The 25,290-nt window shown below is 50.5% G+C and carries 18 protein-coding genes and 1 other RNA gene; 3 read left to right on the top strand and 16 right to left on the bottom strand.

Features of this window, described 5'->3' with window-relative positions; translation table 11 throughout:
* Positions 1–75: 75 nt before the first annotated feature.
* The 10 genes from murD to rnpB form a co-directional block, all read right to left on the bottom strand.
* Positions 76–1,578: a UDP-N-acetylmuramoyl-L-alanine--D-glutamate ligase gene (gene murD, locus H8K26_RS03485; RefSeq protein ID WP_190477321.1), complete on the bottom strand. Its 1,503-nt coding sequence runs from the start codon at positions 1,576–1,578 to the stop codon at positions 76–78.
* A 38-nt stretch (positions 1,579–1,616) separates the two neighbouring features.
* Positions 1,617–2,786 (bottom strand): phospho-N-acetylmuramoyl-pentapeptide-transferase, encoded by a 1,170-nt coding sequence (mraY, locus tag H8K26_RS03480; protein WP_186884777.1) that lies wholly within the window; start codon positions 2,784–2,786, stop codon positions 1,617–1,619.
* Position 2,787: 1 nt separating this feature from the next.
* Positions 2,788–4,185 (bottom strand): UDP-N-acetylmuramoyl-tripeptide--D-alanyl-D-alanine ligase, encoded by a 1,398-nt coding sequence (locus H8K26_RS03475; RefSeq protein WP_190477319.1) that lies wholly within the window; start codon positions 4,183–4,185, stop codon positions 2,788–2,790.
* Entirely contained in the window at positions 4,185–5,720 is a 1,536-nt protein-coding gene (locus H8K26_RS03470; RefSeq protein ID WP_190477316.1) for a UDP-N-acetylmuramoyl-L-alanyl-D-glutamate--2,6-diaminopimelate ligase, read from the bottom strand. Before H8K26_RS03470 ends, H8K26_RS03475 begins: the two co-directional genes overlap by 1 nt.
* Entirely contained in the window at positions 5,720–7,483 is a 1,764-nt protein-coding gene (locus H8K26_RS03465) for a peptidoglycan D,D-transpeptidase FtsI family protein (protein ID WP_186896381.1), read from the bottom strand. Before H8K26_RS03465 ends, H8K26_RS03470 begins: the two co-directional genes overlap by 1 nt.
* Positions 7,480–7,755 (bottom strand): cell division protein FtsL, encoded by a 276-nt coding sequence (gene ftsL / locus H8K26_RS03460; protein ID WP_186884773.1) that lies wholly within the window; start codon positions 7,753–7,755, stop codon positions 7,480–7,482. Before ftsL ends, H8K26_RS03465 begins: the two co-directional genes overlap by 4 nt.
* The gene (gene rsmH / locus H8K26_RS03455) at positions 7,752–8,711 is read right to left on the bottom strand and encodes a 16S rRNA (cytosine(1402)-N(4))-methyltransferase RsmH (protein ID WP_190477314.1); all 960 of its coding nucleotides are present in this window, start codon (positions 8,709–8,711) and stop codon (positions 7,752–7,754) included. Before rsmH ends, ftsL begins: the two co-directional genes overlap by 4 nt.
* Before the next feature lie 9 nt (positions 8,712–8,720).
* Positions 8,721–9,149 (bottom strand): division/cell wall cluster transcriptional repressor MraZ, encoded by a 429-nt coding sequence (gene mraZ / locus H8K26_RS03450; protein ID WP_186896379.1) that lies wholly within the window; start codon positions 9,147–9,149, stop codon positions 8,721–8,723.
* A gap of 430 nt (positions 9,150–9,579) precedes the next feature.
* Positions 9,580–12,774, bottom strand: a complete 3,195-nt coding sequence (locus H8K26_RS03445; protein ID WP_190477312.1) for an EAL domain-containing protein — start codon at positions 12,772–12,774, stop codon at positions 9,580–9,582.
* A gap of 274 nt (positions 12,775–13,048) precedes the next feature.
* An RNA gene (rnpB, locus tag H8K26_RS03440) (RNase P RNA component class A) lies at positions 13,049–13,388 on the bottom strand.
* A 122-nt stretch (positions 13,389–13,510) separates the two neighbouring features.
* Between rnpB and H8K26_RS03435 the strand changes: the two genes are divergently transcribed.
* Both H8K26_RS03435 and H8K26_RS03430 read left to right on the top strand, forming a co-directional pair.
* Positions 13,511–15,217, top strand: coding sequence for a thiamine pyrophosphate-binding protein (locus tag H8K26_RS03435; protein ID WP_190477310.1), 1,707 nt, complete (start codon positions 13,511–13,513; stop codon positions 15,215–15,217).
* Positions 15,218–15,299: 82 nt separating this feature from the next.
* The gene (locus H8K26_RS03430) at positions 15,300–16,493 is read left to right on the top strand and encodes an MFS transporter (RefSeq protein WP_190477308.1); all 1,194 of its coding nucleotides are present in this window, start codon (positions 15,300–15,302) and stop codon (positions 16,491–16,493) included.
* A gap of 27 nt (positions 16,494–16,520) precedes the next feature.
* Here the strand turns inward: H8K26_RS03430 and H8K26_RS03425 are convergent, their stop codons facing one another.
* Complete coding sequence (locus H8K26_RS03425) at positions 16,521–16,694, bottom strand: hypothetical protein (RefSeq protein ID WP_186884767.1); 174 nt, start codon at positions 16,692–16,694, stop codon at positions 16,521–16,523.
* A gap of 300 nt (positions 16,695–16,994) precedes the next feature.
* Here H8K26_RS03425 and H8K26_RS03420 point away from each other — a divergent pair, with 300 nt between their 5' ends.
* Entirely contained in the window at positions 16,995–17,720 is a 726-nt protein-coding gene (locus H8K26_RS03420; protein ID WP_190477306.1) for a DNA/RNA non-specific endonuclease, read from the top strand.
* 70 nt (positions 17,721–17,790) lie between these two features.
* Here H8K26_RS03420 and H8K26_RS03415 read toward each other — a convergent pair whose 3' ends face one another.
* The 5 genes from H8K26_RS03415 to H8K26_RS03395 form a co-directional block, all read right to left on the bottom strand.
* Positions 17,791–18,567: an enoyl-CoA hydratase gene (locus H8K26_RS03415; protein WP_186884765.1), complete on the bottom strand. Its 777-nt coding sequence runs from the start codon at positions 18,565–18,567 to the stop codon at positions 17,791–17,793.
* A gap of 223 nt (positions 18,568–18,790) precedes the next feature.
* A complete protein-coding gene (locus H8K26_RS03410; protein WP_190477304.1) occupies positions 18,791–19,987 on the bottom strand; it encodes an acetyl-CoA C-acyltransferase in 1,197 nt (398 codons plus the stop codon).
* A 123-nt stretch (positions 19,988–20,110) separates the two neighbouring features.
* Positions 20,111–22,498, bottom strand: a complete 2,388-nt coding sequence (locus tag H8K26_RS03405; RefSeq protein WP_190477302.1) for a 3-hydroxyacyl-CoA dehydrogenase/enoyl-CoA hydratase family protein — start codon at positions 22,496–22,498, stop codon at positions 20,111–20,113.
* Positions 22,499–22,690: 192 nt separating this feature from the next.
* Positions 22,691–24,481: an acyl-CoA dehydrogenase C-terminal domain-containing protein gene (locus H8K26_RS03400; RefSeq protein ID WP_190477300.1), complete on the bottom strand. Its 1,791-nt coding sequence runs from the start codon at positions 24,479–24,481 to the stop codon at positions 22,691–22,693.
* 76 nt (positions 24,482–24,557) lie between these two features.
* Complete coding sequence (locus H8K26_RS03395; RefSeq protein WP_186884960.1) at positions 24,558–25,160, bottom strand: TetR/AcrR family transcriptional regulator; 603 nt, start codon at positions 25,158–25,160, stop codon at positions 24,558–24,560.
* Positions 25,161–25,290 lie beyond the last annotated feature (130 nt).

Here is a 25,290-nt window from a genome sequence, read left to right as displayed (position 1 = left end):
GATTCACCAGTTGCGTCTCCGGACCCGGAGCCGAAAATGGCAGCCATCGCTGTATTGGCAGGAGCAATTGCTTCATCAACAAATCTCCCCGCGTGACAATGCTACTTCACGCACTGCATCAGCAAAGACCTCGGATCGGTGCGCATAGTTACGGAACATGTCCAGACTCGCACAAGCAGGGGACAGCAGAACAATATCGCCCTCTTTTGCAATATCTGCCGCCGCCTGCACCGCAAGCTCCAGGCTGTTAAGTTCCTGAGTCTCGACCTGCGTTGTAGAAATCGCCTGACGAATCTCGTCCTTCGCTTTACCGATCAGCAATACACTCTTCGCATATCGTCCGACCACATCTGCCAATGGAGAAAAGTCCTGTCCCTTGCCCTCGCCACCCGCAATCAGAATGATACGTTTGTCGAATCCGTCAGCCTGCTGCCCCAATCCTTTTAAGGCGGCGACAGTTGCACCGACATTCGTTCCTTTACTGTCATCGATGTAATCAACACCACCAACACTATTGATGAGTTCAACCCGGTGCGGCTCACCTTTATATTCACGTAAGCCGTGCAGCAAAGGCGCAAATGAAAGACCTATGCCACGACATAATGCCAGTGCTGCAAGCGCATTCGCTGCATTATGCTGCCCACGAATCTGCAAAGCATCCGTTGGCATCAGTCGCGTGATCATGCACGGAATTTCTTCTGCTTCTTTTTTCTTCCGACGACTGGTGACGACGGGGGCGTCTTCCGCCGCAACAGATACTGCCAGCCAGCCCATGCCATGTTCATTCAGCAGACCAAGATCACCGATATGCACTGGCGCATCAACCCCAAAACTGATTACCGCCGCCTGTGGCTTCAACATCGACATCACCAAAGCGTCGTCACGATTCAGGACTTGTATCGTTGTCTCACCGAAAATCCGCGCTTTATCAGCGCAATAGGCTTGCATGCTGCCATGCCAGTCGAGGTGATCCTGGGTGATATTAAGCACGGTCGCCACATCCGCATTCAGACTGAATGTCGTGTGCAACTGAAAACTGGATAATTCCAACACCCATACTTGTGGCAGAACGTCTTGTTCCATCACTTCGTACAAGACATCAAGAACTGCCGGACTAATATTGCCAGCGACACGGGTTGATAAACCAGCGCGTTCGCACAATAAGCCAACCAGACTGGTCACTGTAGTTTTACCATTCGTGCCGGTAATCGCAATGACTTTTGGCTGATACGCACGCTCTTCTTTCAGGCTCAACAGGGCTTGCGCGAACAACTCGATCTCGCCCCATAGCGGGATATTCTGCGCAGCTGCAGCCGGAATGATGTCACGCAGTTCGCGCGCGGGAGCAAGACCGGGGCTGACTGCCACAAAATCTATATCGTTCAGCAATTCTGCAGAAAACTCACCGGCAATGAATTCAATCTGATTGCTCAAAGCGCGTAACGCCGTTAAACGTTCAGGTGCAGAGCGGGTATCCGCAACACGCAGACGAGCCCCGGCACGCAACAACCAGCGTGCCATTGCGAGACCGGATTCTCCCAGCCCCAGGACTAATACGTGTTTTTCAGAAAATTTCATAAACCCTTACTTCTGCCAGAAAATAACAAAACCAGACTTCAACGTAACTTCAGTGAAGATAAGCCAACCAATACCAGCAACATCGTGATGATCCAGAAACGCACGACCACCTGCGTTTCCTTCCAACCTTTTTTCTCAAAATGATGATGCAGAGGTGCCATCAAAAATAAACGGCGGCCTTCACCAAATCGTTTTTTAGTAAATTTAAAGTAAGACACTTGCAAAATAATCGACAGTGTTTCCGCGACAAAAATACCGCCCATAATGAACAAAACGATTTCCTGTCTGACGATTACCGCCAGCGTGCCGAGCGCACCACCCAGCGCCAATGCGCCGACGTCGCCCATAAACACCTGCGCTGGATGCGCGTTAAACCACAAGAATGCGAGACCGGCACCGGTCATCGCGCCGCAGAAAATCAGCAATTCACCTGCTCCCGGAATATGCGGAATCAACAGATATTTCGAGTAACCGATATGTCCGGACAAATAGGCAAACAAACCTAATGCAGTACCAACCATAATCACGGGCATGATGGCAAGGCCATCGAGTCCATCGGTAAAATTCACCGCATTACTGGTGCCGACGATCACGCAATACGTGAGCGCGATAAAGCCCCAGACTCCGAGTGGATAGCTGATCGATTTAAAAAACGGCACAATCAAATCTGCCTTCGGCGGTAAATCCATACTGAAACCTGATTGCACCCACGCAAACAGCAATTCAAGAATCTTGGAATTACTTGGTGCCGATACCGAGAATGCGAGATAAAACGCCGCAGCAATACCGATCAATGATTGCCAGAAATATTTTTCGCGCGAACGCATACCTTCCGGATCTTTGTAGACTACCTTGCGATAATCATCAACCCAACCGACCGCACCGTAACCCAGAGTCACGATCAACACGACCCAGATGAAGCGGTTACTCAAGTCAGACCACAGCAGCGTCGACACCGCAATCGAAATCAAAATGAGTACACCGCCCATCGTTGGCGTGCCAGACTTCACCAGATGCGTTTCCATGCCATACGAACGCACGGCTTGGCCAACTTTCAGACGAGTCAGCATACGGATCACCGCTGGCCCGGCAAAAATGCCGATCGCCAACGCGGTCATGGTCGCAAATACTGCGCGGAACGTGATAAAACCGAAGACGCGTAGCAGCCCCAGATCCTGTTTAAAAATTTCTGCCAACCAGAGCAACATGCTAATGAGTTCCTGTTATTTTTTGTTGTGTTGAAGTGCCGTCATCCGCCGCCAACAAATGGCTGACAACGCGTTCCATTTTCATGAAACGTGAGCCTTTGACCAGTACTGTCTTTTCCTGATGAATACTGTTGTCTAAGGCGTTGAATAAATCCTGTATCTCAGTGAAATAGTGTGCCCCGGCATATGCCGTTGCCGTATGGGCGACCAGATCACCAAGTAAATACAGCTCTGTAATACCCTGAGCTTTGGCATATTCGCCGATCTCTTTATGAAACTGAGCGCCGTTTTCGCCCACTTCACCCATGTCACCCAGTACCAGAACAGTACCTCCGCCGATCTGCGTCAGCACGTCGATTGCGGCACGGACAGAATCCGGATTGGCATTGTAGGTATCGTCAATCACCATCGCGCCACAGCTGGCTTGCTTACGCTGCAAACGGCCACTCACCGGGCTGAAATTCTCCAGGCCAGCAACGATTAATTCGTCAGAAATTCCTATCGCGTGGCAGCACGCGGCGGCGGCGAGCGCATTCAATACATTGTGCTGACCGGCTGCCTGCAAATGAACCTCAGACGCGCGGCCTGCTATATACATGTTGACTTCACTACCAAATGGGGTCGCCACAAAACTGGCATGGACTTCGGCATCGCTGTTTAATCCAAAGCGAATAACTTTACGTTGTCCGCGTTCTGCCGCATATTGCTGCCACAAAGAACAATATTCATCCTCTGCAGGAATAACAGCAACACCGTCATCTGGCAGAGCTCTTATAGCTGCACCATTTTCTTCAGCGACAGCTTTCACCGTCTGCATAAACTCCTGATGTTCACGCTGGGCGTTATTAACTAAGACGACTGTCGGTAAAGCAACTGAGGCAAGCAAGGCAATTTCCCCGGGATGATTCATACCCATTTCTATCACTGCTGCCCGGTGAGATGAGTTGAGACCAAGGATAGTCAGCGGTACGCCGATTTCATTATTCAGATTGCCGCTGGTCGCTAAACGACATTCGACACCAAAAGCCACGCTCAGAATCGATGAAATCATTTCTTTAACGGTCGTTTTACCGTTACTGCCAGTCACCCCGATGACATGCAACATAAACTGTTGTCGCCAGTATCGGCCGATCTCAGCTAATGCCAGTTTGGTATCCGGCACGATCAGTGCAGGTAATGCAAAATGTTCCGGAATCCGTTCTGCCACGACAGCGACTGCGCCTGAATTAGCAACCTGCGCGAGGAAATCATGGGCATCAAAATTTTCACCACGCAAGGCGACAAACAAATCCCCCGCCTTAATTTTGCGGCTATCGGTGGTTAAACCTGTCACCGCTGCGTCCGCTTTCATGATCGCGGATGTCAGCACTGGCTGCAATTGTTGAAGAGTAAAATGCATCAGCTACCTCTCTTCATGTTGCCGCTGGTTGCCACGGTTGCAAGCGCAAGCGCAGCATGTTCTGCATCTGAAAATGGCCATTTCTTACCATTGATATCCTGATAGGTTTCATGCCCTTTGCCTGCCAGCAGCACCACATCCTGATCACCAGCGTGTTTAATTGCGTACAAAATTGCGTTTGCCCGGTCTTCGATGATGTGGGCAGTTTTACTCATCCCTGCCACAATCTGCCCGATGATATGAGCGGGATCTTCGCTGCGCGGATTGTCGCTGGTGACAATCACGTGATCCGCTTGCTCCGATATCCGTCCCATCTGTGGACGCTTGCCTGGATCTCGATCACCGCCACAACCAAAAACACACCATAGTTGTCCACCACGCTCATCCGCGACGAGGCGCAAAGCTTCAAGAGTCTTTTCAAGGGCATCCGGTGTGTGGGCGTAATCAATCACGACCATTACATGTCCGGCAGTACCGGCTAATTGCATGCGACCTGGCACCGGCGGTAATTTCTCTATCAGCGCCAACGCTTTCGACAAAGGAATTCCTTTGCTCAGCAGAACAGCGAGGACGCCAAGAATGTTGCTGACATTAAACCGGCCTATCAGTTGTGTTTTCACCAGACCGGAGCCAAGCGGCGATTCAAGATGAAAGCTGGTTCCGGCATGCGTTGTTTTCAAATTACTGGCGCTCAGTAAAGCAGTACCTTCGTAACTTGATTTTTCAAGACTGTAAGTCATCAGACGCACGTCTGGCCGTGCCTGCTGCAAATGCGCTAAAAGTTTAAGCCCGAACACGTCATCGAGATTGATGATGGCGGTCGTCAAACTATTCCAGCCAAACAAGCGTTGTTTGGCCGCGGCATAGGCATCCATATCACCGTGATAATCAAGGTGATCGCGTGTCAGATTAGTAAATAAAGCGACGTCAATATGTAAGCCATTCAGCCGCCCCTGATCCAGACCAATGGACGATGCTTCTATCGCCAGCGCCTTTGCACCATTCTTCTGCATCACAGACAACTCGCGTTGCAAACTGATTGCGTCTGGCGTTGTAAAGCCCGTTTCTGATAACTGTCCTAATACTCCCTGATGATAAATGCCGGTACCCAGTGTGCCTATCACTGCGGTGTCACACTTTTCCATTGACAGCGCTTTTGCCAGCCACTGACTGCAGGATGTCTTGCCGTTGGTGCCGGTCACAGCGACGCTGAACATAGCCCGATCTGGATTGCCATACCACTCGTTGGCGATCAACCCGAGTTGCTGCGATAAATCCGGCACTGCAAAATGAGGGACTGAAATACTCTCATCCCACACGAAAGTATCGCCATCCGCAACGTCATATACAACTGCAATTGCGCCACGAGCAAGCGCATCAGGAATATATTTGCGGCCATCGCCATGATGCGTGCGGGCAGCAAAAAACACATCGCCAGTAATGATTTTTGCCGAATTTGAGCACAACTGTGCTTCAGGTGCGACTTGCCGCAGCCAGTTAACAATCTCGTTAATGGATATTTTTTTATTGGTCATTACATGCTCTCCTGCACGCTATTGTCAGGAATGATGCTGGTGACGGATGAATCAGGTGGCACGTTCATAGAGCGCAATACGTTCGCGGTGATTGCAGCAAAAACCGGGGCGGCGACGATGCCGCCAAAATGACCGCCAGCGCTTGGTTCATCAATCATCACAGCAACGATGACTCGTGGATTCGATACCGGAGCAAAGCCAATAAAGTCGCCGACATATTTATTCACGTAGCGACCACCTTCTATCTTATGTGCAGTACCGGTTTTTCCGGCAACGCGATAGCCGGGCACACGCGCCTGCGTTGCGGTACCACCCGGCTGTGTTACCGATTCCATCATGACGCGCAATTGCTGCGCTGTTTTGTCGGAAATGACCCGCTGCGCTGCCGGAGCGTCACTAGTTTTTTGAAATGTGATCGGTATCATGTCGCCGTTGCGCGCAAAAATCGTATACGCACGCGCCATTTGCAGCAAGGACACCGACAGACCATGGCCGTAACTCATTGTCGCCTGCTCGATGGGCCGCCAATTTTTATAATTACGCAAACGACCGGCAACGGCACCGGGAAAACCAATTTTTGGCTGCTGCCCAAAACCTAAGGTGGTAAACAACTCCCACATTTCCTTAGGTGGCATTTGTAACGCCATTTTGGCGACGCCGATATTCGAGGATTTCTGGATAATCTGCGCAACGGTCAGCACAGATTCTTTATGGGCGTCATGAATCACAGCCGGGCCTATCGTCATATAACCCGGTGCGGTCTGAAATACGGTATCCGGAGTAACCCGTCCAGTCTCAAGCGCCAGTGCAACGGTGAAGGGTTTCATGGTCGAACCCGGCTCGAACGTATCGGTAATAACACGATTACGCAACTGCGCACCGGTCAATACCGAGCGGTCGTTCGGGTTATAGCTGGGTAAATTCACCAGAGCCAAAACCTCTCCGGTGTGAACGTCAAGCACAACGGCGCCGCCAGCTTTTGCCTTGTGTTTTTCTACTGCATCTTTTAAATGGGTGTAAGCGATATACTGAATCTTGCTATCAAGCGACAAGGTCAGCTCTTTGCCATCATGTGGTTCACGAATAGCACGAATATCTTCAACGATGCGACCAAGGCGGTCTTTAATGACGCGACGGCTACCCGTTTTACCTGCTAGATTTTTTTCCGAGGCGAGCTCAATTCCTTCCTGCCCGATATCTTCCACATTCGTGAAGCCGACGACGTGTGCCATGACTTCACCCTCTGGATAAAAACGCTTGTACTCTTTGCGGGTTTCAACACCAGGAATAGCAAGCGCCTGAATTTTGTCGGATATCTGCGGTTCGACCTGCCGCTTCAGATACACAAACTGACGATCAGAATCGAGTTTCTTACGTAACTCAGCCTCACTCATATCGAGTAAGGCTGCGAGTTGTCGGATTTTATCTTTGGGCGCTTCCAGAACATCGTCGGGGATCGCCCATATCGCCTTTACTGGTACCGATGACGCCAGCACCTGACCATTCCGGTCTGTGATTTTTCCGCGCGTTGCCGGTAGCTCTAATGTGCGGGCATATCGATTAGCTCCCTGCTTCTGCAAAAAATCCGTCGTCATTCCCTGCAGCCACAAAGCACGGGCGATCAGCGCAAAAAAAGCGCCGAATAATAAAAATAAAACCAGCCGGGAACGCCAGATAGGCAATTTCACTTCCAACACCGGATTGGAAGAAAATGAAACACCGCGTGAAGCAGCTGTGCGCGACATGTTCCCAGCACGGCTCATTTCAGCTCCGCCGCTTTCAGATATTGGGTGCGCGCCGGCGTGACCGGCACCATGTTCAGTTCCTTGCTCGCGGTTTCCTCAATGCGCGAGTGTTTACCAAAAGTGGATTGATCCAGTTTCAATTGGGTCCATTGCAATTCATATTGTTTGCTGAGACTTTGCTCACGCTCGAGCTCAATAAACAAACGTCGAGCCTGATACTGAGAATTAATCAGAGACAAAGCGCAGGCGATCAATGCGATTGCCAGAAAAATGTTCACGCGCGTGATCATTTCAGCACCTCTGGCAAACGTTCAGCAATACGCAAGATCGCCGAGCGCGCACGAGGATTGGCAACCACCTCGGCTTCAGAAGGCTTAATCCGGTTCAGCAAACGCATTTGTGCTTGCGGTAAATCGACGTGACGGATAGGCAAGCGCCGGTCTGGCTGCTCAAGTTTCACTTTAGAAGCAAAAAACTGCTTCACTATCCGGTCTTCAAGAGAATGAAAACTGATCACTGACATTCGCCCGAAAGGAGAGAGCGCAGCAAAAGCAGCATCAAGCCCTATCTCGAGATCTTCAAGCTCCTTATTGACGAAAATCCGTATAGCCTGAAAGGTGCGAGTTGCCGGGTCCTTGCCCTTCTCGCGAGTTTTGACGGCGTGCGCGACAAGTTCGGCGAGTTGTCGGGTTCCAGTAATGGACTCCGTTTGCCGGCGAGCAACAATCGCCTTTGCAATCTGAAAAGCAAACCGTTCTTCCCCATAATTTTTTATCACCTCCCTGATTTTTTCTTCTTCTTCCACTGCCAGCCATTCAGCAGCAGACATGCCACGACTGGTATCCATCCGCATATCAAGCGGACCGTCTGAGCGGAAACTAAAACCACGGCTCGCGTCATCCACTTGCGGTGATGAAATACCCAGATCCATCAAGATACCGTCCACTTTACTGACGCCGAGTTCTTCCAGCGCAGCGGTCATTGCCGCAAAACTGTCATGCACAATATGAAAACGGGGATCGCTGATTTCAGCTGCACTGGCAATCGCCTGCGCATCTTTATCAAAAGCAATCAGACGACCTTTCGGTCCGAGCTGTTGCAGGATCAGGCGGCTATGCCCACCTCGCCCGAACGTGCCGTCAATGTAGACACCATTTGCCCGTTCACCGGCTATGCCGAGTGCATCCACTGCCTCATTCAAGAGCACAGTTGTATGGGTATATTCTGTCGCCTGCTGTATCGTCATTGCCCGCGATCAGAAAGTAAAATTGTTTAGCACATCAGGAGCACCAGCCGCTTTCGCGTTGGCTTCATTTTCGGCAAGCTTACCGGCATCCCATATTTCAAAATGGCTCCCCATGCCCAGCATCATGATGTCACGCTGAATACCAACGGCATTACGCAACTCTGGTGCCAGCAAAATACGGCCAGCACTATCCATATCGACGTCAAATGCATTTCCCAGAAAAATACGTTTCCAGTCACGCGCCTGGATAGGCCAGGCGGCGATTTGCTCACGATGAGATTCCCAGGTCGGACGTGGAAACAGCAACAGGCACCCGTCAGGATGGCGGGTCAGGGTGATGTGGCCCTCGTATTGTTCGCTCAGGGCATCACGATAGCGGGCAGGAATTGACATTCTGCCTTTCGCATCGAGATTGAGTGCGGATGGACCCTGGAACACGCTTTTACCTTTTACCTGGACTTGGATTGATATGACTCAGTTTGCGAAGATAAATGAAAATTGGGGATTTATCCCACAAAATTACACTTTCTCACACTGTTTCCCACTTTAGAGGATGCCATCAACATGGTCAAGTGAAATTACTCAGAAAAACAGCAGTTTCTTTAATGAAGTCAATGACTTAGCGCAACTATCGAGAAAGTTAATTTATTCAAATAACTGAATAAAATTAATGAGTTACAGAAGATAGTGAAAGTGGCTTGTAATACGCGGAGGAATAAAGAGCTTAAAATCCCGCGTCATTGGATCTCTTAGGGTAATTTTGAGGATGTTGCGACCGTGTTTGCCGACGTTCGCCTGCATTCCCAGCGGCAAAGATGAAACGAGAGAGATCACAAGTAAAGATCGCCTCTTGAATAAGGCGATGGCTTTAATTCACTTGCTGTTGCAGCAGTTGAAGAAATTCTTTTGCAGGCACCGCTTTACTAAAATAAAAGCCCTGATATTCGTCGCACTTAAAGTCAGTCAGAATTGCCAGCTGCGTCTGCGCGTCGACACCTTCAGCAATAACTTTTAGTCCCAGGGTGTGCGCCATCGCGACGATGGCTAATACGATCGCGGTGTCATTCGGGTCATCCGGGATATCTTTGATGAAGGAGCGATCCACCTTCACACTATCAACAGGAAATCGTTTCAGATAAGCCAGGGAAGAATAACCGGTACCGAAATCATCGATGGAAAGGCTGAAACCCGCCGACCTGAAGCCATCCATCAACACTATCGCCTGCTCACGGTTATGCATCACCATACTTTCCGTGATCTCAAATTCAATGGCATCGGCAGGCACCCGCCAGAAATCGACGATACCCTTAATTTCATCTAAAAGCTGAGGGTCATTGAATTGCGAGCCTGATAAATTAATTGCAATCCGCCCAAAATCACTGTCCATCTGCCGGAAGCTCAACACATCGCGACAGGCAATATCGAGCACGAGCATGCCGAGCCGGCTAATTAAGCCCGTCTCTTCCGCCAATTCAATAAAATCTCCGGGATAAAGAATTCCACGCTCAGGATGATCCCAGCGAACCAAGGCTTCGGCTCCGACGATCTTTCCGGTCTGCAGTGAAATCTTAGGCTGATAATACACAACAAATTCCAGTCTCTCTAAAGCCTTACGCAAACGAGCCTCAAAAGCTAACTGCTCAATTGTGTGTGTATTCATTTCAGATGCATAAAACTGGTAATTATCCTTGCCCTTATTTTTGGCTCTGTACATCGCGATATCCGCATTTTTCAGCAGAGTTTGCGCATCGTGTCCATCTGCGGGGAAAGTGGCAATACCAATGCTGGCACTGAGTTGGCATTCCTGACCATGAATTTCAAATGGTTGCGATGCTTCGAATAACAGTTTGTCCGCGACATCCCCCAAATCACGTGGGTCACTGAATTGATCAATCAGCAAAATAAACTCATCACCGCCAACTCTGGCAATGATGTCCGATTCCCTTAAGACCTGTCGGAAACGCTGAGAAATACTGCGCAAGACACGATCACCTTCATCATGACCAAAGGTGTCGTTAATATTCTTAAATCGGTCCAGATCGAGAAAAAGCACCGCAAGCTGACAGCTGTTTCGCTCCGCCAGTGCCAAAGCTTTGGCGAGATGCTGATGATATAAAAACCGGTTGGGTAAACCAGTAAGCTCGTCATAATGCGCCAGTTGCAGTATTTTTTTCTCGGAGCGGCGGCCTTCAATCGCGATCGTGGCGATCTCGATCATGATGCCAATCAAACTCATATCGTCATCGCTTAATTCTTGCGATTCCGCCAGTAACACCGTGAAACTGCCTAATATGTGGCCATGCTTGTCCATCAACGGCCACGCACTGCCAGCATTTATTTTACCCAACGCTTCCAGATCATTGACGAACTGCATCGATGGCGCTTGCTGAAAATTACTGAGCTGCACCGGGCAGGCGACTAATACAGCTTCGCTCCAGATCCCACTGCCATGCGCAACCGGCATATCGACGATCTGTTTCGATAATATGTCAGGAAAACCGCGCCCGACACTTTGAATAAAAGTTCTCTGATCATCGGCCAGTAACTGAATTCCCACACACCAGAATGGCCGTAATTTTTCGACAAAATCACAGACTGAGCTCAGAATAAACAGCGGATCTTCATTCGCACCGATCAGTTGCAACAGATGATTCTGAGCCTCCAGCAATTGCTCTGAATATTTCTGGGCGCTGATGTCTCTCTCGGTACAAAACAACAGCCTCTCGCCATTTAACTCAACCAGGCTGAGAGTCACCTCGTTATACAGGGTATTCCCCTCTCTCTCCATGATCGATTCAAAACGCTGAGGAACACCATCAAAAGCACGTTCGATGAATTGATCAATCAAGGTATCACCGTCATTTTGCGGCGTGCCCGGCATCGCTTGCAATATGGATGAAAACTCACCCGCTTTGTGACCGACGATATCGGCGACACTGCTAACGCCAAACAACCTGACGGCAGCGGGATTGCAATCGACATAACGATGATCCTGATTAATCAGCAAAATCGCATCTTCTGCGCCGCTAAACAGCAAGCGATATCGCTCCTCACTTGCCTCGACCCGGAGGCGGGAGTGATTTAACTGCTGCACCTGCCTTAACAAGAGCCAGATCAGAATCAGGATAAGAATAAGCGTCGCTGATGTGTACAACATTTTATGCCTGACCCTGCTCTTCCAGTCCGACAAAATATTTTCGACATTGCGTGCATATAACAGCGTCAGTGGAAATCCTGCGACTTTCCGGTAGGTGTACAAAAACTCACCACTGCCATCCTGTAGTGCGCCACCATAAAGCGATCCCTCTCTGGAGCCATCGACGATCGCCGACAATAAAGCTGGCTGCTTAAGACTACGATTAAAAATATAATTATCAGCTGGTGCCCCGGTCAGAACGATTCCGTTCAAATCATGAAGTGAGACCGATGCCACGCTGCCGCGTGCAACCAATTCATAAAATTCTTGTAGATAGTTGAGGCGCATTTGCACTTCAAGAATGCCAGCACGCTGGCCATTCAGCCCCATCACGTTTCTAGCAACTGGCAATATCCACTGATCAGAACCTGTCAACTTGATTGCGGCCCCCACTCTTAATTGCGTATCGGTGGGATTACTGATGAGCGATGTCACATGCAACTGTGGCGATAACGGTGGTGTTGGCCGAAGCTGCTGAGATGAGCTATCGACAAAATCAGAAGCAAGATGCTGCCCCTGTGTATCGAACAGCGATACCGCACTCAATAACTGCGAATGGTGGCGTTGATTCGCTAAAATCTGTTCCGACCTGCTTTTCTGGGTATCTTTTTCAGGCGGGTAAGTAGCGACCTGTTCACTGATCGCATCCATCAACTGAACAACTTCACTTAATGCGCGATTGGCATGCTCTTCAAGAATACGGACGGTGAAGTAACTATCCTGCTGGGCGTCAGACAAGGTCAGATTTTTATCCTCGGCAATCGACCACCAGCTCTGCGCCACAATGACGGCAAGAATCAGACAAGTGCAAAAGGCAAATATCTTCAGGGGAATAATCCGTTCTTTATTTTTGCCTCGGTTTTCCATGAGTCTGGAATAATTTATCGTTAATAGGTATTCAGAACAGGCGTTTGCAATGATCAGACAGGATATTAGTCAGCAAGCTGCTGCATATAAACCGGATTGTATTGCGGCAAGTGAGTGTAACACCAGTTTTTTTGAATTATTCCGATTTACAACAAACAGAAGCGCAATCGCGTAATGCTGCAAAAAATGAACATGGTGCGTTATCTGGAGTTGTGTCAGAGATGATTCTGACAGATAGCGGTCGTCTGCGCCTGGCGACGACCAATGGAAAAAGAAGTAAAGCAGGCCGGTAGGCCGGATTCTGTTACGGTCTTTCATATTGCTATGACCGACTATGACAATCATTCCTCTAGGCGACGGATTGCTCCGCCGCTCAAGCTTTCTACCCGCACGCTCCGCGAGCCACCTCAACGCGTGCCTATTTGAAATTGCTCCGGGTGGAGGTTACCGCGTTTCACCGTAACTTAATACGCTCGTCTCTGTGGCCCTATTCCTCGTCTTATACCTTGCGGCTTTCAACGTACGGCCGTTAGCCGTCACCCTGCTCTATGGAGTCCGGACCTTCCTCCCGTCACCATATTGCTATGGCAACCAGCGATTGTCTGGCCTGCTTCGGGCGCTATTTTACTCTACTCACCCGCAATTCGTTCGCAATTCGTCGTGACTCATCAATAGCGCTGCAAATTCGGCAAGCTTTCTGTTAGCGTATGGTTTTTCCTTTTTAGCTATTACTGTCATGTTGAAATCTCGCTCGGGTGGTCAGTTAATTGTCAATGCTTTGCAAATCCACGGTGTCGATACTATTTTTGGTGTACCCGGCGAGAGTTACCTGCCGGTGCTGGATGCGCTGCATGACAGCGCGATACGCTTCATCATCAACCGCCAGGAAGGTGGTGCGGCATTTATGGCCGATGCCTATGGCAAGATGACAGGCAAGCCCGGCATCTGCTTTGTGACACGCGGGCCGGGTGCCACCAATGCCTCGATAGGCGTGCATACCGCGTATCAGGATTCGACACCGATGATCTTATTCATAGGTCAGGTCGGTAATGATTTTGTGGAGCGCGAAGCCTTCCAGGAAATCGATTACCGCCGCATGTTTGGCCCCATGGCGAAATGGGTGGCGCAAATCGACCGCGCCGACCGCGTACCCGAATACATCGCGCGCGCCTTTCAGGTCGCCACCAGTGGCCGCCCTGGCCCGGTGGTGCTGGCACTGCCGGAAGACATGCTGGCCCAAACGGTGGAAGTGGCGGATACCCTGCATTACACGCCAGTACAGGCCTACCCTTCGCCAGCACAACTGAGCCAGTTACGCAGCATGCTGGAGGCGGCTGAGCGTCCCGTGCTGATCCTAGGCGGCAGCGGCTGGGATCAAACCGCCTGCACGCAGCTGCGTGAATTCGCAGAACTGAATCATTTGCCGGTCGCCTGCGCTTTCCGCTTCCAGGACTTGCTGGACAATGCGCATCCTAACTACATCGGCGATGTCGGCATCGGCATCAACCCACAACTGGCAAAACGTATACAACAAGCCGATCTGGTGATCGCGATCGGCCCGCGTCTGGGTGAAATGACGACCGGTGCCTATACCCTGCTCGAAGCGCCGCTGCCAAAACAAACTCTGGTGCATGTCCACAGCGATGCGCTGGAACTGGGGCGCGTGTATCAGGCACCGCTGATGATCAACAGCGGCATGAAGGAATTCGCGCATGCGCTGTCGGAACTGGGCAAACAGGGCAAATTAGAAAGCGCCGCCCACTGGCAGCACAGCGTGGCGGAAGCCAAAGCAGAACTGCAAGCCTGGCAACAGGAACCCGCCATTTTTGCTAAAGAAAATGCGCCGCTCAATCTGTGGCAAGTGGTGCAGGACATCATGCGCCTGGCACCGGCTGACAGCATCATCACCAATGGCGCAGGTAATTACGCAACCTGGGCTCATCGCTACTTCCGTTATGCCGGACTGCGCACCCAGCTGGCACCGACGTCGGGCGCGATGGGTTACAGCGTGCCATCCGGCATCGCGGCCAAACTCATCGCACCGGAACGTTGCGTGGTCACATTTGCGGGTGATGGGGAATACATGATGAATGGTCAGGAACTCGCGACTGCCGTGCAATACCGCGCCGGTATCGTCATCATCGTGTTTAACAATGGCATGTACGGCACTATACGCATGCATCAGGAACGTGAATTTCCGGGGCGGGTGTCCGGCACGGAATTACACAATCCTGATTTTGCCGCACTGGCGCGTGCCTATGGTGCGAGTGGAGAAACCGTCCTGACGACAGCTGAATTCGGCCCGGCGCTGGAACGCGCGCTACAGCATACGCACGATCACCAGTTACCGGCTGTGATCGAACTGCGTTACGACGGCAATCTGATCACCCCGGGCGCCACGCTGGAAACTCTGCGACAAACAGCACGTAATGCGGGAAAATGATCAGTACTGACCAAATCAGTTTCAGATAAATTAAATTCCTGCATTTATCGCCATAGTCGCAGATGATTTTCGCTTAACACACATGACACGTCCCCAAATTCCCAGAAGTATCTGGATACTCGGTTTCGTCAGCATGCTGATGGATATTTCTTCAGAAATGATTCATAGCCTGCTGCCGATGTTTATGGTTGGAACCCTGGGGATCAGTGTGTTTGTGGTGGGCGTGATTGACGGTATCGCCGAATCAACGACCTTGCTGGTTAAAGTATTTTCCGGTGCACTCAGTGATCGTCTCGGAAAACGCAAAATGCTGGCGGTGTTTGGCTATGGGATCAGTGCCTTCTCCAAACCTCTGTTCGCACTTTCGCAGGGGATGGGGCTGCTGTTAACCGCCCGCCTTCTCGACCGCGCCGGCAAAGGTATCCGTGGCGCTCCGCGCGATGCACTCATTACGGATATTACGCCGGCAGAAATCCGTGGCCAAGCCTTTGGCTTAAGACAGTCACTCGATACGATAGGTGCCGTCGCCGGACCACTGCTGGCCACGGCACTGATGCTGCTTTGGGCAAACGATTATCGCCATATTTTCTGGCTTGCAGTGATCCCGGGTCTGGCGGCAATGCTACTGCTGTTTGTCGGTGTGCAAGAGCCGGATACCAGACCGCAAACCAGCCTTGGCAACCCACTCAGCAAGCACAATCTGAAACGGATGGGGCAGGAATACTGGTGGGTGGTTTCTCTCGGATGTTTGTTTACGCTCGCCCGATTCAGCGAAGCATTTCTGATCTTACGGGCACAACAATTATCCGTTCCTGTCGCGCTGGTGCCACTTGTGATGGTCGCCATGAACCTCGTCTATGCGGCGACAGCTTATCCATTTGGTAGATTGTCAGACCGCATATCTCATCGCCATATGCTCGCTGGCGGATTAGTCATACTGATTGCCTCTGATCTGATACTCGGATACAGCCAGAGCTGGAGTGGATTGTTAGCTGGCATCACGCTCTGGGGCATACATATGGGAATGACGCAAGGCCTGCTGGCAAGTATGGTTGCCTCCAGTGCACCATCCGATTTACGTGGCACGGCATTTGGCTTTTTCAATCTGGTCAGCGGTATCGCTCTGTTGCTTGCCAGCGTGGTAGCGGGTCTTTTGTGGGATCAGTTGGGTTCCACTTTTACTTTTTATACCGGCGCGGCATTTGCCACCGTCAGCCTGATTGGTTTATTGGTGCATTCAGCCCGCAACGCGCCGTTACTGTCTAAAAAAAAATAAACGTAAACATCGGCTCCCCAAAAAAAATCAGTCGGTGTCATCCCCACCGGACCGACCGGATAACACGCCATGCAGGCGTTGTTTGTACTTTCGCCGCTCTGCCCGCGCCGGTTGAGATGCGCCATGCGCCCCGCCTTTACGCTGTTTCACTAATACAGCCAAAGGATTGCGTGGTTTTGGCAATTTGACTCTGATCTTCATCGATGAAACTTCCCTGAAAAATGATCGGGGTGTTAGTGGCATACGCCTCGCCAGCACACACCTTACGAATAGCAGCACCTGATTAAATAGTGAGCAAACCAATGTTCGGTAGTGCAACTCTACTGCACGGAAGCAAATAAATAAACACAACTGAGATTTGTTGCCGTTAAAATTCGTGTCGGAAATGTGCTGCTGCACTTTCTTCTTCGCTTCACTCTCCCGCTTTGCTGATGGCCGCGTGGTTGTATGAGTTGCGGTTTTCAGTACCTGTTTTTCTTTTGATTTTCGCGCATAAAATTCATGTTCAAAAAGTTTATTTTCGCGTTAGCGTTAGTGCTATCGTCGTCTGCCAGTTTTGCCGCCCCGCCATTTTCAGAATGTCGCCAATTTTTTTCCAAAGGACAGATTCCCGTTATCCCGCATGAAACCGAATTCAATACACGGGCATTGTGCTATTCATCGTTCGCGATCCTTCATTCGGCTAAAAGCCACACACCGATTTATGTCGCAGAAAAACTCAACCGACAAACCATCATCGATGCGAAAGGAAACGAAAGAACGAATCGTTTTTTTGCCGATGCCCGTTTGCCTCGTGCTGAACGCGCTGAACTGAGCGATTACAAGAACTCCGGCTATGATCGTGGTCACATGGCGCCGGCAGGAAATATGGCAACACCGGAAGCAATGGCGCAGAGTTTTTCTCTTGCAAATATGGTTCCGCAAGCACCGGAAAACAATAGAAAGACCTGGGCATCGATAGAAAATGCGACACGTAAATACGCCATGCGTGCCCGTGGTGATGTCTATGTCCTGACTGGTCCGGTATTTGAAGCCAGACCGACAACGATAGGAGAGAATAAAGTCTGGGTACCCAAATATCTTTTCAAACTGGTCTACGACCCGTCAGAAAACAAGAGATGGGCTTACTGGGTCGAAAACATCGACAACACAAAAGCAGGAAAACCGATCACCTATGAAGAACTGGTCAAACGCACCGGCATACAGTTCTTTACTGAGAGAATGTAAGCAACAAAATAAAAAACCTGTTCATATCAATGAACAGGTTTTTTCACCAGATAAACGATTGATTCCGCTATCAGTTGAACTGACTGAAATCCGGTTTGCGTTTTTGAAAAAAGGCCATGAATGCTTCTTTGGCTTCTGGGCCATTCAGCATCGCCGCAAAATGTTTATTCTCTTCCAGCATTTTTGCATTCACTTCGGCAGGCTGATTCGCTTTCATCAGACGTTTAGTGACGCGTATCGACGCTGCGGGTAAAGCCACAATTTTTGCAGCGACTTGCTGCGCATACGGTAACAACTCGTCCAGCGGCAATACTTTGTTGACAAATCCCATCTCCAGCGCTTCCTGCGCGCTAAACGGTTCACCCAGCATCAATTTCTCAGCGGCACGCTGATAGCCGACGATTTTCTGGAAAATCATACTGGAAGCAAATTCCGGGCATAAACCCAATTGCGTGAATGGCATGGATAACTTCGCATTATCGGCAAGATAAATCAGATCACAATGCATCAGCAAGGTCGTACCGATGCCGACGGCTGCACCGGAAACAGCAGCAATTACCGGCTTACCCGATTCATTCAATGCCTGCATGAACTGATAGACAGGAGGTACAACCTCTGGCGAAGCAAGTGAAGACGCATTTTTCATGAAGTCTTCAAGATCATTACCGGCAGTAAAAATTTCTGGCTTACCGGTAATCAGAATCGCCCGCACGGCATTGTCGCTCTCGGCATCACGCAATGCGTCAGCCATCGCCTGATACATTGCCGCGGTGATCGCATTTTTCTTTTCAGGGCGATTGAAGCTAATCGTCAGAATGCCATTTTCTTTGTGAGTCAGGATATCCATTATTTTGTCTCTTCAAATCGATTATTTTTTTGGGGTGTTATGACCAGTAATTGTAAAGCCTGCTGCCAACAGGTATGACGTTTTTCGTCACCCATCGTGCACTGGCGGCAGCAACAATTTGTCGCGCCCGTATGAGAGCAGATTCCAGATCATTTCACATACCTTTAAAAAAAACGCGCAGAAAAATTATTCTGCGCGTTTTGATTGTAGCCGGGCTTAAAGCTTACATACGCTCGAAGATACCTGCTGCACCCATGCCGGTACCAACGCACATCGTCACCATACCGTATTTCAGGTTGTTACGATGCAATGCATGGATGGTGGTTGCGGAACGGATTGCACCGGTTGCACCGAGTGGATGACCCAATGCAATCGCGCCACCCATAGGGTTCACTTTCGCTGGGTCGAGGCCGAGGTCTTGCACCACTGCCAGCGATTGCGCAGCAAATGCTTCATTCAGTTCGAACCAGTCGATCTGATCTTGCGTGATACCAGCGGCGCGGCAAGCAGCCGGAATCGCTTCTTTCGGGCCGATGCCCATGATTTCCGGTGGTACGCCACGCACGGCGAAAGACGCGAAACGTGCCAGCGGTGTCAGGTTGAATTGCTTCAGGATTTTTTCACTCACGATCAGCAAAGCACCTGCGCCGTCGGAAGTCTGGGAACTGTTACCGGCAGTAACGCTGCCTTTGGCGGCGAACACGGCTTTCAGTTTTGCCAGACCTTCCAGCGATGTATCAGGACGTGCACCTTCATCGCGAGTCACGGTGCGGGTTTTCAGTTCAATTTCGCCAGTCGCCAGATTCGGCACACGGTCGATGATATCCACAGAAGTGGTTTCCGCATCGAAGTAGCCCGCGTTTTGCGCAGCGATTGCACGTTGATGCGATTGCAAGGCAAATGCGTCTTGTGCTTCACGGGAAACTTTCCATTGCGCAGCAACTTTTTCCGCTGTCAGACCCATACCGTAAGCGATACCGGCATTTTCATCTTTCAGAATCGCCATATTCATCGATGGATTACTACCCATCATCGGTACCATGGACATCGATTCGACACCGGCAGCGATCATCACGTCGGCCTGACCAACGCGGATGCGGTCAGCCGCCATTGCCACGGCGGTGATACCGGATGCGCAGTAACGGTTAATCGTGACGCCACCGATAGTGTTAGGCAAACCTGCCAGCAATACACCCATACGCGCCAGATTCAAGCCCTGCGCGCCTTCCGGAAACGAGCAGCCGACAATCGCGTCTTCGATCAGTTTCGGATCCAGATTAGGTACCTGTGCCACTGCCGATTGCAGTACGCGCACCAGCAGATCATCAGGACGGGTGTTACGGAACATACCGCGACCGGATTTGCCGATCGGGGTGCGTGTAGCAGAGACGATGTATGCGTCTTGAAGTTGTTTAGTCATTTTGAGTACTCCTTTTGAGTAAAGTCAATTTGTATCCGGAAGGAGAGCAAGGCGCGCTATCGAAGACAGTACTTTAGTACGCCAAGATTGCGTAAGGCAGCTATCGTTCCGGTGACAAATTGATTAATTGCGTACTGGTTTGCCGGTTTGCATCATGCCCATAATGCGCTCTTGCGTTTTCGGATGATTCAGCAATTCCATAAACGCCTTACGTTCCATGTCGAGCAACCATTGTTCGCTGACCAGACTGCCATTATCGATATCGCCGCCGCAAACCACTTCTGCAATCATTCTGCCGAGTTTGAAGTCATGCGCAGAAATGAAGCCGCCGTCACGCATATTGATCAATTGCGCGCCGATTGTTGCAATGCCATGACGACCAGTGACCGGCACCAGCTTTCTCATCGGTGCACGATAGCCCGCATCAAACATCGCACGTGCTTCTACCTTCGCTACATGCAGCAATTCATAAGGGTTGAACACGACGACATCGCTGTCAGACAGGTAACCCATTTTCTTCGCTTCCAGTGCCGATTTGGATACTGCTGCAGTCGCTGCATTGGTGAAGTAGTTCTTCAGGAATTGCAGCAAGTCTGTGCCTTTGGCATCTGCTGCAGCACGTACTGCGGCTTCTTTCAGACCGCCACCGCCTGGAACCAGACCAACGCCGACTTCAACCAAACCGATGTAGGATTCTATCGACGCAACGCGCTTTGCTGCGTGCATCATCAATTCGCAACCGCCACCAAGTGCCAGACCAGAAACGGCTGCCACCACAGGAATATTCGCGTATTTCAATGCCTGATGCGCATTTTGCAGACGGGAAATCGCAGGCTCGATCGCTTTCACACCACCGGACATGAACAGCGGCAGCATCGCTTGCAAGTCAGCACCGGCGGAGAACGCGCCGCCATCAGCTGCATCAGCACTCCAGATCACCAGACCTTTGTAATTCTTCTCAGCTTCGGCGATCGCTTTTTCCATGCCTTCGATCACGCCTGGGCCAATCACATGCATCTTGGTTTTCATCGACAGAATCAGCACGTCGTCATTCTGATGCCAGATACGGACGGAGTCATCTTCGAAGAATGTTGTACCGGCTGTTGCACCAGTCGCGGCGCCAGTACCGAGTACAGGAGCGCGGAATGCCTGACGGTCATACACAGCCAGTTTGGAACGCGGTACATAAGTGCTGCTTGCTGGCGACCAGGAACCTTCGGCTGTATGTACACCGGTGCGGCCATCAAATACCCACGCTGGCAATGGAGCGTTACACAATGCTTTACCGGCGTCGATATCTTCTTTGACCCAGCCAGCTACTTCCTGCCAGCCTGATGCCTGCCATGTTTCAAACGGACCTACCTGCCAGCCGAAACCCCAGCGCATCGCAAAGTCAATGTCGCGTGCATTGTCGGCAATCGTTGCGCCATGCACAGCGATGTAATGGAACGCATCACGGAAAATCGCCCACAGGAACTGCGCCTGTACATTGGTCGATTCACGCAGGGTCTTCATTTTTTTGACCGGATCTTTTTCTTTCAGCATGCGGGCAACAACGTCATCTGCTTTCGCGCCGCCAGTCACGTATTGTGCTGTCGCGAAGTCAAGACGCTGAATATCTTTACCCACTTTTTTGTAGAAACCGGCACCGGTTTTGGAACCGAGCGCACCGGCTGCGACCAGCTTCGCCAATACTTCCGGTGTTTTGTAGACCGCGAAGAAAGGATCATCCGCCAGGTTGTCCTGCATGGTCTTGATTACATGACCCATGGTATCCAGGCCAACCACGTCGGCAGTACGGAAAGTACCGGACGATGCACGACCGAGTTTTTTACCGGTCAGATCATCGACAACGTCAACGGTCAGACCAAATTTTTCTGCTTCATAAATCGTTGCCAGCATACCGAAAATACCAACGCGGTTAGCGATGAAGTTCGGTGTGTCTTTCGCACGTACCACGCCTTTACCCAGCGTTGTTGTCAGGAAGCCTTCGAGCTGGTCGATGATTTCAGGACGGGTAGCCACGGTAGGAATCAGTTCCACCAGATGCATGTAACGTGGTGGGTTGAAGAAGTGCACGCCGCAGAAACGCGCTTTCAGTTCTGCGTCAAAGCCTTCGGACAATGCTGTGATCGACAAGCCGGACGTATTCGAAGCGAAGATCGCAGTTGGCGCAATGTGTGGCGCAACTTTTTTGTACAGATCATGTTTCCAGTCCATACGTTCAGCAATCGCTTCGATGATCAGATCGCAGCCAGCCAACACGTCGAGATTGTCTTCGTAGTTGGCGACTTCGATCAGCGCAGCGTCGTCTTTATTGCCAAACGGTGCAGGATTGAGTTTTTTCAGGTTGTCGATCGCACGCAGAACGATGCCGTTTTTCGGGCCTTCTTTGGCAGGCAGATCAAACAGAACGACAGGCACTTTTGCATTGACGCAATGTGCAGCAATTTGCGCACCCATAACGCCAGCGCCGAGAACGGCGACTTTTTTAACGATGAAATTGGTCATTTTTAACCTCGGTTAAATTCGTAAAACAACGAAAAGCAATTTTTTCAGATGCCCCTCTTAGCGAGAGGGTGGGAACGGGTGACAGATGAAGCAACTCCGGTTGGTATTCTGCTACCGAAGAGCTTCAATCTGATGACATCATTTCATCCGTTACCAATAACGCTCTCCGTTTGACGGGAGAGCGCATTTGCATCAGAACAGATCAGCTTCGAGAGACAACAGATTAGCGGAGCCGGAACGTGCCTGACGGATCAGCATGGCTGTTTCAGGATACAGGCGGGCAAAGTAGAAACGTGCTGTAGCCAGTTTCGCTTTGTAAAAGGTATCGCCGGAATCTTGTTTCGCCAGTGCGATTTTTGCCATTTGTGCGAAGAAATAGCTGTAGACCAGATGGCCAACCACACGCAGATAAGGCACAGCAGCAGCGCCGACTTCATCTGGGTTCTGGAAGGCTTTCATACCGATTTCCATCGTCAGTTTAGTCACTTTGTCACCGATTTCAGCCAGTGGAGTGATGAACTCTGCCATCGCTTCGTCTGTACCGTTCGCTTCGACAAATGCCTGTACTTTCGCGCCGAATTTACGCAGTTTCGCGCCGTTGTCCATCAAGATTTTACGACCCAGCAAATCGAGTGACTGAACGGTGTTTGTACCTTCGTAAATCATGTTGATACGGGCATCACGCACGTATTGCTCCATGCCCCATTCAGCGATGAAACCGTGGCCGCCGTAGACTTGCAGACATTCAGATGTCGCAGTCCATGCGTTATCTGTCATGAAGGCTTTGATGACCGGTGTCAGCAACGCAACTTCATCGGCACAGTCTTTACGTACTTGCTCGTCAGGGTGATTCAGTTCTTTATCCAGTTGCAACGCAACGTAGGAGCTGAATGCACGGCCAGCTTCTGCGTAGGCTTTTGCTGTGAACAGCATACGACGCACGTCAGCGTGAACGATAATCGGATCAGCAGCTTTGTCCGGTGCTTTCACGCCAGACAGACTACGCATCTGGATACGGTCTTTCGCATACACCAGCGCGTTTTGATACGCGACTTCAGTCAGACCCAGACCTTGCATACCAACGCCCAGACGCGCAGCGTTCATGAACACGAACATCGCATTCAGACCTTTGTGCGGGCCACCGATCAGCCAGCCGGTTGCACCGTCCAGATTCATCTGGCAAGTGGAGTTAGCATGGATACCCATTTTTTCTTCGATCGCGCCGCAGAAAATCGGGTTGCGCGCGCCCAGTGTGCTGTCTGCATTCGGCAAGAACTTCGGAACGATGAACAGGGAAATACCTTTCGAACCTTCCGGTGCATCTGGCAAACGTGCCAGCACCAGATGAACGATGTTTTCGGCAACATCATGTTCACCGGCAGAAATAAAGATTTTTGCGCCAGTGATTTTGTAAGAGCCGTCTGCCTGTGGTTCTGCTTTAGAACGCAGCAAGCCCAGATCGGTACCGCAATGCGGTTCGGTCAGGCACATCGTACCTGTCCATTCACCGGAAACCAGCTTAGGCAGATACAACGCTTGCTGTTCTGGTGTGCCATGTTCATGGATACATTCGTAAGCACCGTGCGACAAGCCTGGGTACATCGTCCAGGCCTGGTTCGCAGAATTCATCATTTCATAGAAAGAATTGTTGATGACAACAGGCAAGCCCTGACCACCGAATTCCGGATCGCAGGACAATGCTGGCCAACCAGCTTCCACGTACTGTTTGTACGCTTCTTTAAAGCCTTTTGGTGTCGTGACGGTGTAGTTTGTTTTGTCGTGGTGGCAGCCTTCGCGGTCACCGGAATGGTTCAGCGGGAAGATGACTTCAGAACTGAATTTGCCGCCTTCTTCCAGAATCTGATTGATGATGTCAGCATCGACTTCAGCATGCTTAGGCAGTTGCTTGAGTTCAGATTCAACATTCAATAATTCATGCAACACGAACTGCATATCACGCAATGGAGCGATATATTGACCCATGATTTTCTCCTGACGGCAAAGTTAGTACATTAGATTGAGAAACAAAATTTGGCTTGCAACAACAACGACAGCCGCCTCAGACTTTTGAAGCTGCTGGCGCGTAATATTCGATCATTCGTTCAAATCCGACCTGTGCCCTATCCACACTTCCCGGTTTGCGCAAGAAACGCGCATCGTGGTGCAGAGCGAGTATCAGTCCATACATTTCATAGACGATCTGATCGGCATCCACATTGGCATTCAGATGACCAAGCTGGATGGCCTGACTTGCTGCGCGGTGCAATGCGCCTTGCCAGGCTTTCACCATGCCGACCAGTTCATCACGGATAGGTCCCTGCCGATCATCGTATTCGGCCGCGCCACTGATATAAATACAACCAGAGGCAATTTCAACCGTCACGCGTTTAATCCACAATGCAAACATCGACTGCAAACGCGGCAAGCCACGTTCTTCTTTCATGCTCGGGTAGAACACTTCCTGCTCAAAGTGATGGTGATATAACTTCAGCACTTCGATCTGCAAATCCTCGCGCGAGCCGAAATGAGCAAAAACGCCGGACTTGCTCATGTTCATCTTGTCGGCCAACAAACCTATCGTCAGACCTTCGATGCCATCACGACTAGCGGCGTCCAGTGCAACATCCAGAATGGCGGCGCGAGTCAATTCTCCCTTACGCATGAATTTCGATGTCATATTCATATTACATTGTTTTTATTGAAATGCTTCTTGCTTACATAAAACATGTAAACCAGTGAATTAATCGAACGCTCGTACTATTAAGCAGAGCGCATTAAAAGTCAAACCCGAT

This window comes from Cognatundibacterium aquatile, from assembly GCF_014699135.1.
GTDB classification, from domain to species: Bacteria; Pseudomonadota; Gammaproteobacteria; order Burkholderiales; family Burkholderiaceae_D; genus Undibacterium; species Undibacterium aquatile.
This window is presented reverse-complemented; position numbering and strand designations above follow the sequence as displayed.

Coding starts and splice junctions, on each gene's coding strand:
- murD (WP_190477321.1), bottom strand. CDS start 1,578: ATGAAATTTTCTGAAAAACACGTATTAGTCCTGGGGCTGGGAGAATCC.
- mraY (WP_186884777.1), bottom strand. CDS start 2,786: ATGTTGCTCTGGTTGGCAGAAATTTTTAAACAGGATCTGGGGCTGCTA.
- H8K26_RS03475 (WP_190477319.1), bottom strand. CDS start 4,185: ATGCATTTTACTCTTCAACAATTGCAGCCAGTGCTGACATCCGCGATC.
- H8K26_RS03470 (WP_190477316.1), bottom strand. CDS start 5,720: ATGACCAATAAAAAAATATCCATTAACGAGATTGTTAACTGGCTGCGG.
- H8K26_RS03465 (WP_186896381.1), bottom strand. CDS start 7,483: ATGAGCCGTGCTGGGAACATGTCGCGCACAGCTGCTTCACGCGGTGTT.
- ftsL (WP_186884773.1), bottom strand. CDS start 7,755: ATGATCACGCGCGTGAACATTTTTCTGGCAATCGCATTGATCGCCTGC.
- rsmH (WP_190477314.1), bottom strand. CDS start 8,711: ATGACGATACAGCAGGCGACAGAATATACCCATACAACTGTGCTCTTG.
- H8K26_RS03445 (WP_190477312.1), bottom strand. CDS start 12,774: ATGGAAAACCGAGGCAAAAATAAAGAACGGATTATTCCCCTGAAGATA.
- H8K26_RS03435 (WP_190477310.1), top strand. CDS start 13,511: ATGTTGAAATCTCGCTCGGGTGGTCAGTTAATTGTCAATGCTTTGCAA.
- H8K26_RS03430 (WP_190477308.1), top strand. CDS start 15,300: ATGACACGTCCCCAAATTCCCAGAAGTATCTGGATACTCGGTTTCGTC.
- H8K26_RS03425 (WP_186884767.1), bottom strand. CDS start 16,694: ATGAAGATCAGAGTCAAATTGCCAAAACCACGCAATCCTTTGGCTGTA.
- H8K26_RS03420 (WP_190477306.1), top strand. CDS start 16,995: ATGTTCAAAAAGTTTATTTTCGCGTTAGCGTTAGTGCTATCGTCGTCT.
- H8K26_RS03415 (WP_186884765.1), bottom strand. CDS start 18,567: ATGGATATCCTGACTCACAAAGAAAATGGCATTCTGACGATTAGCTTC.
- H8K26_RS03410 (WP_190477304.1), bottom strand. CDS start 19,987: ATGACTAAACAACTTCAAGACGCATACATCGTCTCTGCTACACGCACC.
- H8K26_RS03405 (WP_190477302.1), bottom strand. CDS start 22,498: ATGACCAATTTCATCGTTAAAAAAGTCGCCGTTCTCGGCGCTGGCGTT.
- H8K26_RS03400 (WP_190477300.1), bottom strand. CDS start 24,481: ATGGGTCAATATATCGCTCCATTGCGTGATATGCAGTTCGTGTTGCAT.
- H8K26_RS03395 (WP_186884960.1), bottom strand. CDS start 25,160: ATGCGTAAGGGAGAATTGACTCGCGCCGCCATTCTGGATGTTGCACTG.